This is a genomic window from Roseovarius sp. B-10 (genome assembly GCF_056859295.1).
The window spans coordinates 1-14851 of sequence record NZ_JBSXOE010000013.1; the positions used below are offsets into that span (position 1 = coordinate 1).

Here is a 14851-nt window from a genome sequence, read left to right on the forward strand (position 1 = left end):
GAAAACTTTTGCGCCCGGCAAGCCGGCGGCTGCGCCGTCCCTGACCCGGGCAGATTCGGAAACCAGGCATTCGGCCATGCCCCCACACTCACGTGGTGGCCTTGGAACCGAACACTGGAGACCAGACATGGCTTACGACAATGCGAACACCTACGAGACCATCGAACTTTTCGGGCTGACCGAGAAGGACGCGCAGCTGCCGATCCCGGAAGATCACATCCTGACCGACCACATCATCCGCGAGAGCTTCGAGGCTTTGCTCGGGCAGTTGCGCGGGACCGGGCTTGAAGCAGAGATCGAACCGCTGGCCCATGGGCTCGCCACGATCCTGCAGCGCCGCAAGGTGGCGCTCGGCAAGGAGGTCGACCGCACCGCCGACAAGATCGGCGCGCTGGCAAAATCCCATGACGGATCGGAGATCGCCGAGACTGCGCTCGAAGAGGCGCAGGCGCGCTTTCTGCAGCTGCGCGAGATCGTCAGCGCCATCGAGGTGATGAGCGAGGCAGCGGCGGAATGCTACGAGATCGAGACGGGCCACGCCTTCATCCCGGCAGCCGGGTCGCGCGCAAGCGTCCGGGCGCAAGAGACCGGGGCGGTCTTCGAGGCGCGGCAGCTCCTCGAGCAGCACGACCGTGAAACCGCCGAGAAGTCGAAAGTCGAGGGGGTTCCCCTGATCGTCTCAGGCGCCACCGACTGGACCGATGTTGATGTGGTCTTCAACACGCTCGACAAGGTTCGCGAGCGGATCAAGCAGAACCGCAATCAGGAGATCTTCCTCTGCCACAAAGGTGGCAAGCACGGGGCGGAGATGATTGCGGCTCGGTGGGCGCGCGCACGGGGTGTCGCACAAGCGCGCTTCGATCCGCGCTGGTCCGCGCATGGGCGGGCGGCACCGTTCAAGTGCAACGACGAAATGCTGGACGACAAGTTCGCGGCGACGGGGGTTGTACTCTTCGGCGGCAACGGGGTCGCGCTGAACCTCGGGCAGAAGGCGGAAGCGAAAGGTCTGACGGTCATGCGGGTTGCGGACCCGGCGAAGAAGGCGTCGCAGGATTGAAGAGAGGGGGTCGCGCTTGGCGCGGCCCTTTCGTCATGTCTCATGGCGCGTGCGATCGGTCATGCGTGATCGGCAGTCTGCAGCGGCCGGCACTGCCATCCCTCTACCCAGTCCGTCAGAGTGCGGCCCATCCGCATCGGTATGGGCTGGGGATGGTGCGCACCTCACGCACATCGTTAGCGGGGCAAGACGCGAGGGATCGAGACGTCGCACTTGAGGCTGAAGACCTGCACAACCTTCGGGTGGTGTTTCGGAACATCGCATCCACGCGGGCGGGCTCCGTCAGCACCCCGGCCAGGCTCGGCGGGACGCGGACGCGGATGGTGGCGGCTGCGTGATGGCAAGGGTCATCCGGATCACTCCTTTTTGCTCATAGATGTGGATCGCACGGCGTCGGCCCAATCGTGCCCTGCGCTTCGCTTCGGCAAGCACAAAAACGGCTTCCACGGCTGGCCGCGGACCCTCCGCATTTGCGCTTGCGACCGAGCCTTTTGCCCCCGTGCCGGGTGATCCCCATCGCAACAAGGAGTAACCCAAATGACCAACCACTACGTCGCCACCGTCCCCGTCAAGTTCACCGACACCGATGGCCAGGAGCGCACCCGTTTTCAGCGCGTGGGTGCGATGTTCCGCAACACCCGCAACGGGGGCGGCTCGGAGTTCTTCAGCCTCAAGCTCGACTTCCCGGTCGCGGTCTCGGAGCTGGTGATGTTCCCGCCGAGCGCGAAAGATCCCCAGGACTAAATCCTCTGACGAGGATGGGCCGCCCCAGGACGATCTTGGGGCGGCCCGATCCCTGTTCCAGGGATGCCGGTCCCTACGCGTTCAACGGACGCACTCCGCCCGGAATGATCAGGCCGCGACAGACCGGCCAGTCAGCCTCAAGGGGGCCATCCACAAAAACCTATCGGCCAAGGCCTCCCGGTTTTTGCGGCAGAGATTTGGCAAGCCAAATCTGGCCCTCCTTGACCCTGCCTGTCCGCCCTGTCGGAGGGGTTTGCGCCCGCCCGCGGTTCCGTCCGAACACGTGGTGTTCGGCCAGACCCTCGGGCGGGGCTGGCGGACCGGACCCCTAGGACAGGTGGGTCGCCCTGTGGTGAGGCCGGCAGAGCCGCGTCCCTGCGGGCCGCGGGGGAAGCGGACACCAAGGCTGCCTGAGCCTGAATGCGACGTAAGTATATAATTGACAGCGTGATATATTATTGTAAGGTAGGGGCAGCCTTGGTGGAAGGTGGCAGGAAATAGGGGGTCTTTCTTCCGCATGTCCCGAACAAAACGCCTGACAGAGATCGAGAAGATGCAGATCGTCCGCGAGGCCGCGGAGGGTGTGTCGACGTCCGAGCTGGCTGCGCGGTTCGGTGTTACATCGCGCGCCGTGCGCTACGTCTTGAAAGCCGATGCCGAGCGCCAGACGGATGCCGCAATTCCGGTCTCAGCGGTCAGTGTGAAGGTCACGGCTGCGGAGCTTGAGGCGCTCGACGCGGTGCTGGCGAAGGCGGGGATCGAAAGCCGGGCCGAGGGGCTGCGGCGGCTCATTCAGGCGGCAGGCGGGGTGTTCGTTCCGGACGCGCAGATGGCAGCTGAGATGGCGCGCTACCGCGCCTCGCTGCACGAGGTCGGCAATGGGGTCGCGCAGATCGCCAAACAGATGACGCAGGCCAATCGGCAAGGGCAGGGGGCAGGGGGCAGCACGAGTGCCGAGTTCACTGAATTGCGCCTTGCACAGATGCGCGGGCTGGCGCGGTTCATTCTGGATTCCGCTGACGAGATCGACCTGCTGCTGCGGCGTCGGCGCGACGTCATGCAGCTGGAGGCCACGGCCGCGCTGAGGGAGTTTGCCCATGCGGCTGAATGATGCTGTCCATGCCGTCACGGGCGAGGTCTTTCGGGATGGCTGGAGTCGCGTCCGGGGCTCGATGCAGGGGCTGCACGTGGCCAAGCAGACCCAGCTTGTGCGCGCGGCAGCAGGGCATCGGCCGGCGGTCTTCAAGGCAATCCGAAGCGGGGGTACGCACACGAAATCGCAGCTCGCAAACCAGCTCGATTACCTCACGACCAAGTCCACCCATATCGTGGACAGTAGCGGGTTCCTGGATGGCAAAGCGAAGCTCGAGGCGGGTGATATCAAGGATCTGACCGAGCGCTTTGCCAAGCGGTGGGATGCGGGCTTCAAGCCCAAGCTCGGACAGACCACCCACATGCTCATGTCCTTCCCCATCGGCACGCGCGGCGAGGATGTGCGCGACATCGCGACTGATGTGGCGGAGCGGTTTTTCCAGACTGATGCGGGGCATTTCGACTACATCATCGCGGTGCATGAGGACCGCGATCACCCGCATGCGCATCTGGTGCTGAACCGCCGCTCGCAGGAAGGTGAGTTCTTTTTTCTGGGGCGCAATCATCGCTTCAACTATGACGACTTCCGCCTCGCCATGGTCGAGGAGGCGGAGAAGTACGGCGTGCGCCTGGAGGCCACGCGGCGGGTCGATCGCGGTGTTGTGCATTACCCCGCCGCTACCCGCGAGGTTTATGCGGCGAAAGAAGAGGGCCGCGCGCCCCGCGAGCGGGAGCGTGTGGGGGCCGACCTGACCCGGACGCTGGCGGAGATCGCCAACACCAGAACCGTCTACCATTCGCTTGCCGTGGAGGCCTCCCGGGAGACCTCCGAGGTCCGCGGGGCCCGCGAAGACATCGCCGCGGCCCTCTTCCGCGCGGGCGAGGTGCTGGCGCATGGCGGGCAGGTGGACCGAACAGGAGATGTCTATATGGCCGAGGATCAAAGCTTTGAGGATTTGAGAAGCCTCTATGCGGAGAAGCTCGCGCGGGTGCAGGGCATGATCGCCGAGAAGCCTGACGCGGAACGTCCCGTGCTGGAAAAACGTCTCATCGAGATCCAGACGCAGGTCCAGCACATGCAGCCTCTCGGTTTGCGATCATCCACGCTGTCAGAGCCCCCCTCGGAGGGCGGGATCTATTCCGAAGCCAATATCGACGCCAGCCAGCGCGAGCGTCTGGTAGAGCCCGATCTGAGATCGCGCATTGACGCGGCACTACACGGCACGAGGATCAGCACATCGGAAGTCGTGGCCCGGATCGAGACGGGCGCCTCAAATGCAGCACTGGAGCATCAATGGATTGCCGATGATCTCTCCAAGGTGGCCGAGGCGCGCGATCTGAACCTCGAACGCCGCGCCGATCTGGAACAGGCGCGCGACATCCTCAACGATGTGCATGTCGTGCTTGGCACGCTTCTGGAGCGGGAGAACGTGCTGCGCCGGGATGGTGTCATGGAAGAAGAACCGATCAGCGAGCGGTTCCATTATCACCGGGACGCGGTCCGGGCGATGGAAGGGACAATCCGTCAGGAGATGCGCGCGGACGGCCTGACCGCGCAGCAGATCGAGGACCGGGATTGGGAGGTTGTATCGCGAGCGGAGCGCCGGATCGAGACGGAGCAGCGCGCGTATCTCGAAGCACACCCGGACCTGCTCGCACGCCCCGGCGATGTGATCGACCGGTCTGAACCCTACAGGGAGACCATCACCGATGCGGCCCGCGCCAGCGAGATCACCCGCGAGGTCGACCGGATCATGGAGGGACGCGACGTCCGCACGCCCGTTGCATATGCTGTCACGGATGACTTGCGCGCGCGCTATCCGGACATGCCGTCCCATCTCGCCCGTGGGCTCGGCGCGACCTATGCGGCCGTCGTCGAGATACGCGACACGGAGGTCATCAATCAGGTCCGCCGCGAAACCGAGATGCGCGAGGGGCTTGGGGTTGGCACGCGCGACGCACTCCTCGCAGCCCGCGGTGAAACTGCGCCGCAGTCTGACCGTACCGACCGCCTCGCAGACGAGATTGCGCGTGTTCTGGACCATGAGCGGGCGGGGGAGTTGTCCGCGCCTTTCGAGACCGAGGCGGAGCGGGACGCTTTCCGAACCGAGATCGCGCGGGTGCTGGATGACCGTCAACTTGAGCGGCTCACATCCGGCGATGCCGATGCGCTGGACAAGGTTCTCGAGGACCGCCTCGACCGGCTCTATGTCGCCAAGGTCTACCTGCAATCCGATGCCGCGACGGCCAACACGGAGGCCCTGCGCCAGGTGGTCGATGATCTTGCCGACACCGAATATGAAAAACACCGCGCCACAGACGTGGATGGCGAGACCGAGCGGGGACAGGTCCATTGAGCGCGCCCATGGGAAAGGCGCGGATCGCGACCGGTGTCTTGTTGGTAACGCTGGTGACCGCCGCCATGGGCTATACCATCGCCTCGGCGGTGCTGACCTACCAGGATCTCGGCTTCGGGGCCGAGATCGACTTTGCATATATCGCGCAGAACTACCTGGCGATCCTGGACCGCCGCCCGGAGGATGCGCAACTTATTCACCTGATCATCGGCAGCTTCGCCGCCGCCGGCCTGATGCTGAGCCTCGCCCTCTCAGGCTCGGCCCTCACACGCTTTGGCCAGACCCATTGGCAGACCGCGCGCGAGATGAAGGCCAATGGCTTCTTCGGGGCGCCAGGGACCGGGTTCATCCTCGGCAAGCTGGGGACGCCGAGCTCCCGCGCCAATTACATTTGCTCGAAGGTTTTCCCGCATGCGCTGATCGTGGCACCCACGGGCCGCGGCAAGACCACGGGCTTCGTCATTCCGAACCTGCTGACCTGGCAAGGCTCCGCCGTGACGCTCGATGTGAAGGGCGAGTGCTTTGAGGCCACGGCCCGGCATCGCGCAGCCCAAGGCGACAAGGTCTATCGCTTTGCCCCCACCGATTGGGAGGGCAAGCGCACGCACCGCTACAACCCGCTCCTGCGCATCTTTGAGCTGAAAGATCCCGCGCGCCAGCAGATGGAATTGCAGCTTCTTGCGACGCTCTTCCTGCAGAGCGACAATGACCGGGTGCAGGGGCTGCTCAAGGGCGGGATCGATCTCTTCGTGGCGGCAGGCCTGCTGGCGTTCCAGCGCAAGCGCCCCACCTTGGGAGAAATCTATCGGATCGCGGCCTCGGGTGGGAACAAGCAGAAGGAGTACTTCGCGCGGGGCCATGAGGTGGATAACCGGGCCGCCAAGCTGATCTTCACCCGGCTGGCCTCGACCAACAACGATACGCTGACCTCTTACGTCTCGCTCCTGATGACCTCGGGGCTTGATCAATGGCAGAACCCGGCCATCGATGAGGCGACGGCAGTCTCGGACTTTGATTTCCGGACGATCCGCAAGAAGCCCTTCTCGGTCTATCTGGTGGTCCAGCCGCTGATGGTGAAGCCGCTCGCGCCGCTGATCCGGCTGTTCTTTTCCGATCTCCTGTCCGCCATGCAGGAAAAGGATCCCGGCCCCGACGAACCCTGGCCCGTGATGATCATGCTCGATGAGTTCAATCGCCTCGGCAAGATGCCCATCGTGGTCGAGAGCATCGAGACCCTGCGGACCTATCGCGGCCACCTGGCCGTCGTGACACAAACCATCCCCGCCCTCGATGAAATCTATGGCGAGAACACCCGCCGTGCGCTGCAGGGCAACGCCGGCGTGAAGCTCTACCTGACGCCTTCGGATGAAAAGACAGTCGAGGAACTGAGCAAGGCGGTTGGCAAGACGACGAAGACCGTCATCACGCGATCCCAGTCCATCGGCAAAAACCCCTTTGAAGGCCGCAGCCAATCCACGCGGACTGAAGAAAGCTCGTTGTTGCCTGAAGATGAGGCGCGCCGTCTGCCGCTCGATGAAATTGTCATGGTCATCGATGCCCAGATGCCGGTCCGTGCGAAGCGGATCCAGTACTTCGACGATCGGCTGTTCAAGGCGATCCACGCGGCGCAGACGGGCGAGTTGCCGTTTCCGGAGCTGGGGGGAGGGGGGCCGCAAGGCAATCTGCCGCTGAGTGTGCGCGCTATGCCGATGACTCCGCCGTCGGACGTGCCTCGCGGAGGTGAAGCCGATGTGGATATGGAGAGCGCAAGCCAAGTATCTGGCGGTTACCCGTCAGGGCAAAACGACGGTGCTCCAAAGAAGACTGCGCCCGTCGTTCAAGCCGTCGTCGCCGAGGAGCAGCGACAGATGGAGATGGATTTTGGAAGCCAGGTCGTGGATGCCGAAGCTGCGAGCGTCGTTGATGAGGCGCAAATGCGCTCCGCCGTCGATGGCTTGGATGAAATGGAAACGATGCTGCGGGAGGAGGGTAGTGAAAAGCTGGTTGCTCGATAGGGTGGCGGGCATGGCGACCTGCCCGTAGCTTCCGTAACGCTGAATGTAACAAACGGTGTTTTTTTGCCAAAAAGAGGGTTTGGCTTGCACGACCGTTCGATCTCTCTCTGGGAACGTCGTGGGCAGGGTCCAGCCATCTCCACCTTGTTCAGATTATGCCCCCAGACGGCGCAGCCGCTTGTCGATCTCGGCAGGAGGCAGGAAGACCGCCTCATCCGCCCGCCAGATTTGCAGTGCGGAAACAAGAAGCTCGACCTCGCAGACTTCGGCGGCGTGCAACTCGTCTATGATCCACAGGACGCCATGAACGCGCACAGCGCGGGCGGTGGCGACTTTGCGCAGAAGATTGTCGCCGGTCAGGAGGATGCCGTTTTCCTGGCAGGTTGTCGTGACCAGAGCGAAGCAGTCATAGGCTGACAGACGGCTGTGCTCACGCTTGAGCGCAACCACCTGCGCGACTTCCTCGGCTGGCAGGTCATAGGTGGCAAGGCCACCATCTTCGAGCATCCGCCATTCCTGAGCCGTGAAGTCGAGAAGCTCCTCTTCACGAATGGGCAGGGGCACGATGAAGCGATAGGGCAGCCGCAGCAGGACGTGCAGCAACTCTCCCTTCTTCAAGTCGATAAGACAGGACGCATCATTGACGACAACACAGGTCACTGGTCACGAGGCCCCCTGATGTCGCGTTCGACAACGCTCAAGGGGAGTCCGAGCATTTGCGCCGCCCGCACGGGGGAAATCATCTCCTCGCCGAGCGCGCGCCAGACGAGGCGCTCGAAGCGCTGCGGCTTCTCGAAAGCCGCGAAGCCCTCGCCTGGACCGATAGGCTCCGGCTCCTCGCGCCGCCAGCTTCGCGCATAGGTCTTGAACGCATATTCCACAGCACTCTTCGATAGGATGTCCACCTGGCCGAGCCGCACGAGCATCGCGGCGGCAGAGACGCCATAGGTGCGCTTGAGCCGCATGATCTCTATCCAGGTCATGCCGTGACGGTTTCGGCCAGCTTCCTCTTCCAGATGCTCACGCGGAATGAGGAACGCCCCCGCGAAGCGGTGCATCGAGGGTTCCTTTTTCAGTGCGGCATTGCCGGTTTCGGTGATGATCCGGTGCGCGAGTTCGTGGGCGAGGTTAAAGCGCTTGCGTTCGACATTGGTGTGCCGCGAGACGACGATCACCTCAGTCGGTGCGCCCTCTGCCCGTTCGACATGACAGGCCAGCCCGTTGATGCGTTCCGGGAGATCGGCCTCGATGACCTTGAGTCCCTTGTCTTCGAGCAGCGCGGTCATACTCGGGATCGGGTCGATCCCAAGCTGCCACTCGCGCCGCACGTCCCGCGCCTTGGCGTCGATGGCCTCTTCATCGGCCACCATGTCCACGCGCAGCACGGCGAAGGGGTCTTCAGCGGGGTGCATGTCGAGGATGTCCTCGATGGCAAGATAGTCTTCGAGCTTCTCGATCACAATGGATTCCGCCATCGCGCGATCCTGCGCCGAGGCGGTCGAGTTCTTTCGCCACTCGACGCTTTCCAGAGCTTCGACCTGACCGCCGAGCAGGAAGTCCAGTGACACGCCGAGCGCCTTGCCGAGGCCGACCAGCACCGACGAAGACGGCATCATCTTGTCCGCCTCGTATTTGCTGATGGCCTGTGCCGACACGTTTGGGGTTACGCGCTCCGCGAGCGCTTGCATGGATAGACCCGCCCGCTTGCGGGCAAGTCGCAGTCTTTGTCCGAACATGATCCTCTCCCGGCGGTTATTGTTGTGGTTGATAAGCGCCATTTCTTACTGTATATTTAAACACAAGGTTGTCGCATCGTCAACCGAAATCGACACGCGAGGCTTGAAATGTCTAAGAAAAATCAGCATGTTGTGCCGCATGAAAGCGGTTGGGCAGTGAAGGGGGCGGGTAACTCCCGCGCGTCTTCCGTCCACGGCACGCAGCGCGAGGCCATCACGGCCGCGCGGGAATCCGCCATTCGTCAGGGCAGCGAGATGCTGATCCACGGCGAGAACGGTCGCATCCGCGAGCGCAACACCTATGGCAAGGACCCGTATCCGCCGAAAGGCTGAAGGGCATAAGCGGAATGGATGTCAGGATGAGCAACGGTGGGAACAACAGGCAGATACGTCGCATCCTCTCCATCGACGGGGGCGGGATTAAGGGCACGATGCCCGCTGCATTCCTCGCGGGGCTCGAGGAAGATCTGGGCCAGCCCATTGGGCGCTATTTCGATCTCATCGCGGGCACATCGACGGGTGGCATCATCGCACTCGGCCTTGGCCTCGGCCGCACGGCAAAGGAACTGCTCGAGCTTTACGAGCGTCGCGGGCCTGTCATCTTCGGTCAGGACAATGCGGATGATGAACCGCTGGGGAGGATACGGCAGGCATGGCGCAACCTCACCGCCACAGGTCGGCACGCAGTCGGTCCAAAGCACGATGCGGCAATTCTTGCCCGTGAACTCAAGGCCGTTCTCAACAACGATCTGATCGGGCAATCACAGACCCGGTTGGTGATCCCGGCGTGGGATGCCGATCTCCGCAGCCCTTATATCTACAAGACCGCGCATCACACACGCCTGCAAACCGATTATCGCAAGACTGCGCTGGATGCCGCCCTGGCTACGGCAGCGGCACCTACGTATTTCAAGCGACATCACACTGCTGATGATATTGGCCTGACCGATGGCGGGACATGGGCCAACAATCCCACAGCCATTGCTGTCGTCGAAGCCATCACTCTTCTGGGGTGGCATCCGTCAGACCTGCGCATTCTGAGCCTGGGGTGTCTGGACGAAGTCTACATGCTGCCCGAAAGTCCAGGGTTTGCCGGACTCGGCCTCAAAGTCCTCAACCTTTACGCGGATGGGCAATCACATGGCGCCCTCGGCATGGCAAAACTTCTGACGGGACACCCTTACGATGGGGATCGCATCTACCGCATTTCGCCGTCTGTCCCGAGCGGGTTTTTTACCTTGGATGACACCACGAAGATCGGCCGCCTCAAGGGCCTCGGTATGTCAGAAGCCCGAAAAGCAAAGCCCCACCTGACCCCGATCTTTTTCACCCAGCCTGCCGATACCTTCGTGCCGGTCTATCAACTCAAGGAGAAAGCGGCATGAATCAGATGTTGCGACAGCCGCTGACCGACAGTGATATTCGGCGGCGCACGCAGATATTCACCATCCTGGACGAGATAGGCGAGGATCTGGACCTCACCGAAACCCAGTTTGATCGTGCGCGCCAGAGCTATGGTGCCGTCGGAGACTGGCTGTCCGGTTCAACTGATCCCCTACTCGTCAGTGTTCTGGTCTATCTCCAAGGGTCCAGTGCGCTTGGAACGGCCGTGAAGCCAATCGGGCGGCGGGAATTCGATGTCGATCTGATCTGCTTTTGTGCAGGTATCGCGTCCGGCATCTCACCAGCGACCCTGAAGGCGGCGGTTGGAAACCGGCTCAAGGAACACGCCACCTATGTGCGCCTTCTCGAAGAAAAAAAGCGTTGTTGGCGTCTCAACTATGCGGGGGACTTCCACCTCGACCTATCCCCGACGATAGCAAACCCGGTCTGCGGCAACCGGGGCGAATTGGTGCCCGACCGGGCTCTGAAGGAATGGCATCCGACAAACCCGCGGGCCTACAAGACCCTGTTCGATGAGCGCGCCGCACTCCGGCCTACCTTTGTGGGCAAGTTTATCGCCATGCAGCGGGACGAGGCGACGGTGGAGCCGTTCCCCGTCCGAGAAGCAGTGAAAGGCATCCTGCGCCGCATCGTGCAATTGCTCAAACGGCACCGCGACGTTTTTTATCAGAACAACACGCAAGACGTGGCCCCGATTTCCGTTATCATTACCACCCTTGCGATGCAGTCCTATGCCTATTGCGTGCGCAACCACGTCTTCCATGACGAAATGGATCTGTTGGTCGAAACGATCCGGATGATGCCGCACTTCATCGACCGCCCGATTCTGGACGGACGGCGGGGCTATGCCATCCTGAACGAGACAACCAACGGGGAAAACTTCGCCGACAATTGGAACAAGGATGAACGCCGGGCACCAGCGTTCTATGCGTGGCACGCACAAGCTCTGTCCGACTTTGAAGTCCTTCGCGATGCTGTTGGTCAGGACCGTGTGTCATTGAACATGGAGCGTTCGTTCGGTTCCGGTGTCACCGGACGGGTTCTCGGCAACCGCGTCAATGCGGTGTCGGATGGTCGCAAATCGGGTCTGCTTTCTGTCGCACCTGTGGTCGGGCTGACGACATCGAAGGTCGCAGCATCAACGACCGTGCCCACAAATACGTTCTTCGGTGATTGATGATAGGACGAGGCGGGCAATACGACCTGACCTTGTCGCAGCAGCTGCTGTTCCTGAAGGCAAGCCCGGCTATCAGTGGTGTGGGGCAGGTCCGCGCAAACAAATTGACATGGCAAGAGCCTATACAACCGACCGCCTTGGCGCGCTCCTACCTTGCCACTATCACGTTTCAGCCGGGTCAAACGCCCGGTGTTCAGATAGACGACCCGGATCTGGAGTTGCTGGCGGCAGGGCGTCCTTTGCCTCACGTCTACAGAGATCCGCTGCGCCTTTGTCTTTATCTTCCAGGTGCCAGGGAATGGGACGCGCGGAAGCGGATCGACCAAACCATCATTCCGTGGACTTACCTTTGGCTCTATTATTTCGAAGATTGGCTTTGGTCAGACGACTGGAAAGGTGAAGGGCAACACCCCGGCGAAGAGCCTAAGCCAGTTGGCAATCGGGCGATGCGCAGGGCCGTGGCACGGTGCTAAAATTGTCGATGCCGCCTGTGGCAGAAACGGTCGTGTTTGGCCACGTGCCTTGTGTCGCGAGGGATCAACCGTTTAGCAATGACAAAAACCCGCGGCGAAACCTTTGCAGTTTTGGCAAGTTTTTGGCACCTGGCTGTCACCGCCTGCCCAACCTACCAAGTCTTGAAAGCTGTGCCAGCATTCGGGCGCCTGTTCCGGTTGCGTCACCCGGACGAGCCGCAGTTGGCCCTCCAGCAGTATTTGGCCGGCTCGGCAAGGCTTGCACGCCGAAGAATTGTCGCGCTCGAAGGGCTGCGTATTCAGCCCCAGTTGCGCCACCGATGGCATAGCGATTGTAAACTTGTTGGCTACCTGCAAGCCCTCTGGCGAAGGCATAGCTTCCCCCGAACCCGGCCGAGAGTGCCGGCATCATGATGTTTCCAGAAATCGCCCGGACCAAGAAAGGCGTTGCTATGATGAAACCCTTTGCCATCAGCACCATCATGAAAAATGGGATAAGGGCCCCTATGTTCGAGGCTCCCTCCGGGTCGCCAAGCTCGGCAAGAAGCGCCCGAGAGACCCCCGTGATCGTCGCGAACACTCCGGCGACGACGATCGGATACATCGCGAATGAAATGAGCGCGGATAACCAGCGCGCGAAATAATCCTTGGTCACCTCGAACAGGGTCAAGAAGATCATCACTGGCGCAATGCCAATTAGCAGAGCGATCATGAGCCGGGACGCCACAACAATAAACGCCGCCAACCCGCCAAGAATCGAGAGCAGCAGAACCCCAAGTGTGTCAAGCAAGGCACCCGCCATCCAGTTCAGCTCAGATCCCGCAGCATTCAGATAGTCCCCTAGCGCTGCAATCAGTTCGTCAAATTCCTCTGCAAAGGTACCGGACGGACCAGGTGATCCGCCGCCGACAGAAGCCACAAGGGCGCCGGCAATGCTGTCAATTCCGTTCAGTATTGCTGAGGCAAGCGCATTGAACTGGACCCAGTTGGCCGCGAAGACCCCTATAAGTCCGACCTTCACGGCCAGCCAAAAGGCAGTTCGGCCGTCCATGGCGCGATACTGGTAGATCATGTTGATGAAGACCAGAATGACAACTAGTGTTGTGCCCAGAACCAGCAACGTGCCGACCGTTGCGGCGACCGCGCCGAATTGCGTCTCGGCAGCGGTATTGAGATAGCCTTCAGCGGTTTCCACGAAATAGGTGACGACACTCATGGAGACCTACCAGTTTCCGGTGGCTTCGCAGATAGGCATGGCTTCGCGTCGAAGCTCATTTGCTTGGCGTCGGTATGCGGAAGTCGCTTCCACGATGTCCCAGTATTCAGATGCGGCGAAATGCTCGACGTATACGCGTTCGGCTGCTGCCCAAGATGGATACCGCGTGGGACAGTCGCAGTTTTGCGATTCTACGACGCGCTCCATGCTTTGAGCCCGATATATCTGTTGGATTAAAAGGCGCTTATAGGATTCGCGCACATTGATGTTCTGCATCCACTTCGGCTCAGGTGGCTGGTCTGGGCAAACATTTGGGTGGTTGTCGAGCGTCGGGATCAGGTTCCGCTCGGCTACGCTAGCAGTTGTGCCAAAGATCAAGAGCAGGCCAGCGACTGCAATAGCCCGTGTCATTCCGATGCCGCCTTCATTGTACCAGTCTCACGCTTCAAGAAAGTGGTGTAGCCGTAGTCGCCGGCTTCGGCGGTGATAACCTCCCACCCTTCCGCGCCGCGCTCATTCAAAGCACGTCGCACCTCGTCGTAGTCCTTTTGCTTCTTCACCGGAAAGAACAGGATGTCATATTCAAACGTCTTCATTGGGAAATTCCAATCTCAGTTGCGCCGGGGAGGTAGAATTCGGTGATGCCGCGTTTGCCGTCATGGCGACCGGCCTGGATGATCACGTCGATGGAATTCTCGATGTATTGGATCATGTCGGCATAGGTCATCGGGATCTCGGTTTTGAGTGCTGCGATCGCGAGCCGCTGGACGGCCAGTTGCGGGGTTTCGGCATGGAGCGTGGTCATGGAGCCGCCATGACCGGTGTTGATCGCCTCGAGGAAGGTCATGGCCTCCTTGCCGCGCACCTCGCCGAGGATGATCCGGTCGGGGCGCATGCGCAGCGTCGCGGTGAGGAGCACATCGGCGGATTGGAATTCCGCGTCACGATTGGCGATGAGGGTCACGGCATTCGGCTGGGTCGGCAGCAGCTCGGCGGCTTCCTCAATGGTGACGATGCGTTCCTCGGCCGGTACGTGAGAGAGGATCTTGCGCGCGGCCACGGTCTTGCCGGTCGAGGTGCCGCCCGAGACGATCATGTTGAGTTTGTTCTCGACGCAGAAGGCGAGCGCATCATCGATCAAACCCGCGGCCACCACGGCGCGCAAGGCGCGTTTTTTTTCGACGCGCAGGTCTTCGAGCTTGCGCTCTTTTCCGTAGAGGAAATCGAGCGCGATCCCATCGAGTGGCAGGCTTGAGAAGAACCGCAGGCTGATGGACATGGCAGAGAGCACGGCGGGCGGGGTGATCACCTGAGCTCGGATCGGTCGCCCCTTGTAGGTGATCGAGACCGAGACGATAGGCCTGTCCTTGCTCATCGTAGTATTGGCTGAGGAGGCGATCTGGTTGCCGAGGTCCCTGACCTGAACGCCCGTCAGCCTTTGATCCAGTGGGCGCATGAAATGGTCGCCCTGGAACTCACCCCAACAGGTCCCGTCGGGGTTGATGCAGATCTCGATGACATCGTCGCGAGCGGCGGCGTCGATCCGGTCGAGCGAGGTTTCGAGATAGCTCAGCGACATG

At 61.5% G+C, this 14851-nt stretch carries 14 protein-coding genes; 9 read left to right on the forward strand and 5 right to left on the reverse strand.

Going from position 1 to position 14851, the window contains the following annotated elements; all coding sequences use genetic code 11:
• Nucleotides 1–127 precede the first annotated feature (127 nt).
• The 5 genes from AC13D8_RS00615 to AC13D8_RS00635 all read left to right on the forward strand — a co-directional run bounded on the left by AC13D8_RS00615 (nt 128) and on the right by AC13D8_RS00635 (nt 7265).
• On the forward strand, nt 128–1057 hold the full coding sequence (locus AC13D8_RS00615; protein ID WP_037240049.1) for a DUF2493 domain-containing protein: 930 nt from the start codon (nt 128–130) through the stop codon (nt 1055–1057).
• A gap of 537 nt (nt 1058–1594) precedes the next feature.
• Nucleotides 1595–1801 (forward strand): hypothetical protein, encoded by a 207-nt coding sequence (locus AC13D8_RS00620; RefSeq protein WP_037240054.1) that lies wholly within the window; start codon nt 1595–1597, stop codon nt 1799–1801.
• Nucleotides 1802–2318: 517 nt separating this feature from the next.
• Nucleotides 2319–2912 carry a helix-turn-helix domain-containing protein gene (locus AC13D8_RS00625; RefSeq protein ID WP_037240056.1) on the forward strand — a complete coding sequence of 198 codons (594 nt, stop codon included), beginning with the start codon at nt 2319–2321 and terminating at the stop codon, nt 2910–2912.
• Nucleotides 2899–5250, forward strand: coding sequence for a relaxase/mobilization nuclease domain-containing protein (locus tag AC13D8_RS00630; RefSeq protein WP_037240058.1), 2352 nt, complete (start codon nt 2899–2901; stop codon nt 5248–5250). Before AC13D8_RS00625 ends, AC13D8_RS00630 begins: the two co-directional genes overlap by 14 nt.
• Before the next feature lie 8 nt (nt 5251–5258).
• Entirely contained in the window at nt 5259–7265 is a 2007-nt protein-coding gene (locus AC13D8_RS00635; RefSeq protein WP_037240060.1) for a type IV secretory system conjugative DNA transfer family protein, read from the forward strand.
• A gap of 153 nt (nt 7266–7418) precedes the next feature.
• Here the strand turns inward: AC13D8_RS00635 and AC13D8_RS00640 are convergent, their stop codons facing one another.
• Nucleotides 7419–7925, reverse strand: a complete 507-nt coding sequence (locus AC13D8_RS00640) for a PIN domain-containing protein (RefSeq protein ID WP_037240062.1) — start codon at nt 7923–7925, stop codon at nt 7419–7421.
• The gene (locus tag AC13D8_RS00645; RefSeq protein WP_037240063.1) at nt 7922–9043 is read right to left on the reverse strand and encodes an XRE family transcriptional regulator; all 1122 of its coding nucleotides are present in this window, start codon (nt 9041–9043) and stop codon (nt 7922–7924) included. The genes AC13D8_RS00640 and AC13D8_RS00645 overlap by 4 nt, the downstream gene beginning before the upstream one ends.
• Nucleotides 9044–9133: 90 nt before the next feature.
• Here AC13D8_RS00645 and AC13D8_RS00650 point away from each other — a divergent pair, with 90 nt between their 5' ends.
• Genes AC13D8_RS00650 through AC13D8_RS00665 form a run of 4 tightly spaced genes read left to right on the forward strand, consistent with a single transcriptional unit; the run spans nt 9134 to nt 12055 of the window.
• Nucleotides 9134–9334 carry a DUF2188 domain-containing protein gene (locus AC13D8_RS00650; protein ID WP_237066036.1) on the forward strand — a complete coding sequence of 67 codons (201 nt, stop codon included), beginning with the start codon at nt 9134–9136 and terminating at the stop codon, nt 9332–9334.
• Nucleotides 9335–9348: 14 nt separating this feature from the next.
• Complete coding sequence (locus AC13D8_RS00655; RefSeq protein ID WP_037240067.1) at nt 9349–10386, forward strand: CBASS cGAMP-activated phospholipase; 1038 nt, start codon at nt 9349–9351, stop codon at nt 10384–10386.
• Nucleotides 10383–11582 (forward strand): nucleotidyltransferase domain-containing protein, encoded by a 1200-nt coding sequence (locus tag AC13D8_RS00660; RefSeq protein WP_009815561.1) that lies wholly within the window; start codon nt 10383–10385, stop codon nt 11580–11582. The genes AC13D8_RS00655 and AC13D8_RS00660 overlap by 4 nt, the downstream gene beginning before the upstream one ends.
• Nucleotides 11583–11614: 32 nt before the next feature.
• Nucleotides 11615–12055 carry a type II CBASS E2 protein gene (locus AC13D8_RS00665; protein WP_482967204.1) on the forward strand — a complete coding sequence of 147 codons (441 nt, stop codon included), beginning with the start codon at nt 11615–11617 and terminating at the stop codon, nt 12053–12055.
• A gap of 136 nt (nt 12056–12191) precedes the next feature.
• Here AC13D8_RS00665 and AC13D8_RS00670 read toward each other — a convergent pair whose 3' ends face one another.
• The 3 genes from AC13D8_RS00670 to AC13D8_RS00680 form a co-directional block, all read right to left on the reverse strand.
• Nucleotides 12192–13271: a TrbL/VirB6 family protein gene (locus tag AC13D8_RS00670; protein WP_037240075.1), complete on the reverse strand. Its 1080-nt coding sequence runs from the start codon at nt 13269–13271 to the stop codon at nt 12192–12194.
• Nucleotides 13272–13678: 407 nt separating this feature from the next.
• Nucleotides 13679–13867 carry a hypothetical protein gene (locus AC13D8_RS00675; RefSeq protein WP_009820227.1) on the reverse strand — a complete coding sequence of 63 codons (189 nt, stop codon included), beginning with the start codon at nt 13865–13867 and terminating at the stop codon, nt 13679–13681.
• Complete coding sequence (locus AC13D8_RS00680) at nt 13864–14850, reverse strand: ATPase, T2SS/T4P/T4SS family (protein ID WP_037240081.1); 987 nt, start codon at nt 14848–14850, stop codon at nt 13864–13866. The genes AC13D8_RS00675 and AC13D8_RS00680 overlap by 4 nt, the downstream gene beginning before the upstream one ends.
• Nucleotide 14851: the final 1 nt, after the last annotated feature.

What these genes read in the sequence shown, in the direction of transcription:
- AC13D8_RS00615 (WP_037240049.1), top strand. Translation starts at nt 128, where the DNA reads ATGGCTTACGACAATGCGAACACCTACGAGACCATCGAACTTTTCGGG.
- AC13D8_RS00620 (WP_037240054.1), top strand. Translation starts at nt 1,595, where the DNA reads ATGACCAACCACTACGTCGCCACCGTCCCCGTCAAGTTCACCGACACC.
- AC13D8_RS00625 (WP_037240056.1), top strand. Translation starts at nt 2,319, where the DNA reads ATGTCCCGAACAAAACGCCTGACAGAGATCGAGAAGATGCAGATCGTC.
- AC13D8_RS00630 (WP_037240058.1), top strand. Translation starts at nt 2,899, where the DNA reads ATGCGGCTGAATGATGCTGTCCATGCCGTCACGGGCGAGGTCTTTCGG.
- AC13D8_RS00635 (WP_037240060.1), top strand. Translation starts at nt 5,259, where the DNA reads ATGGGAAAGGCGCGGATCGCGACCGGTGTCTTGTTGGTAACGCTGGTG.
- AC13D8_RS00645 (WP_037240063.1), bottom strand. Translation starts at nt 9,043, where the DNA reads ATGGCGCTTATCAACCACAACAATAACCGCCGGGAGAGGATCATGTTC.
- AC13D8_RS00655 (WP_037240067.1), top strand. Translation starts at nt 9,349, where the DNA reads ATGGATGTCAGGATGAGCAACGGTGGGAACAACAGGCAGATACGTCGC.
- AC13D8_RS00660 (WP_009815561.1), top strand. Translation starts at nt 10,383, where the DNA reads ATGAATCAGATGTTGCGACAGCCGCTGACCGACAGTGATATTCGGCGG.
- AC13D8_RS00670 (WP_037240075.1), bottom strand. Translation starts at nt 13,271, where the DNA reads ATGAGTGTCGTCACCTATTTCGTGGAAACCGCTGAAGGCTATCTCAAT.
- AC13D8_RS00675 (WP_009820227.1), bottom strand. Translation starts at nt 13,867, where the DNA reads ATGAAGACGTTTGAATATGACATCCTGTTCTTTCCGGTGAAGAAGCAA.
- AC13D8_RS00680 (WP_037240081.1), bottom strand. Translation starts at nt 14,850, where the DNA reads ATGTCGCTGAGCTATCTCGAAACCTCGCTCGACCGGATCGACGCCGCC.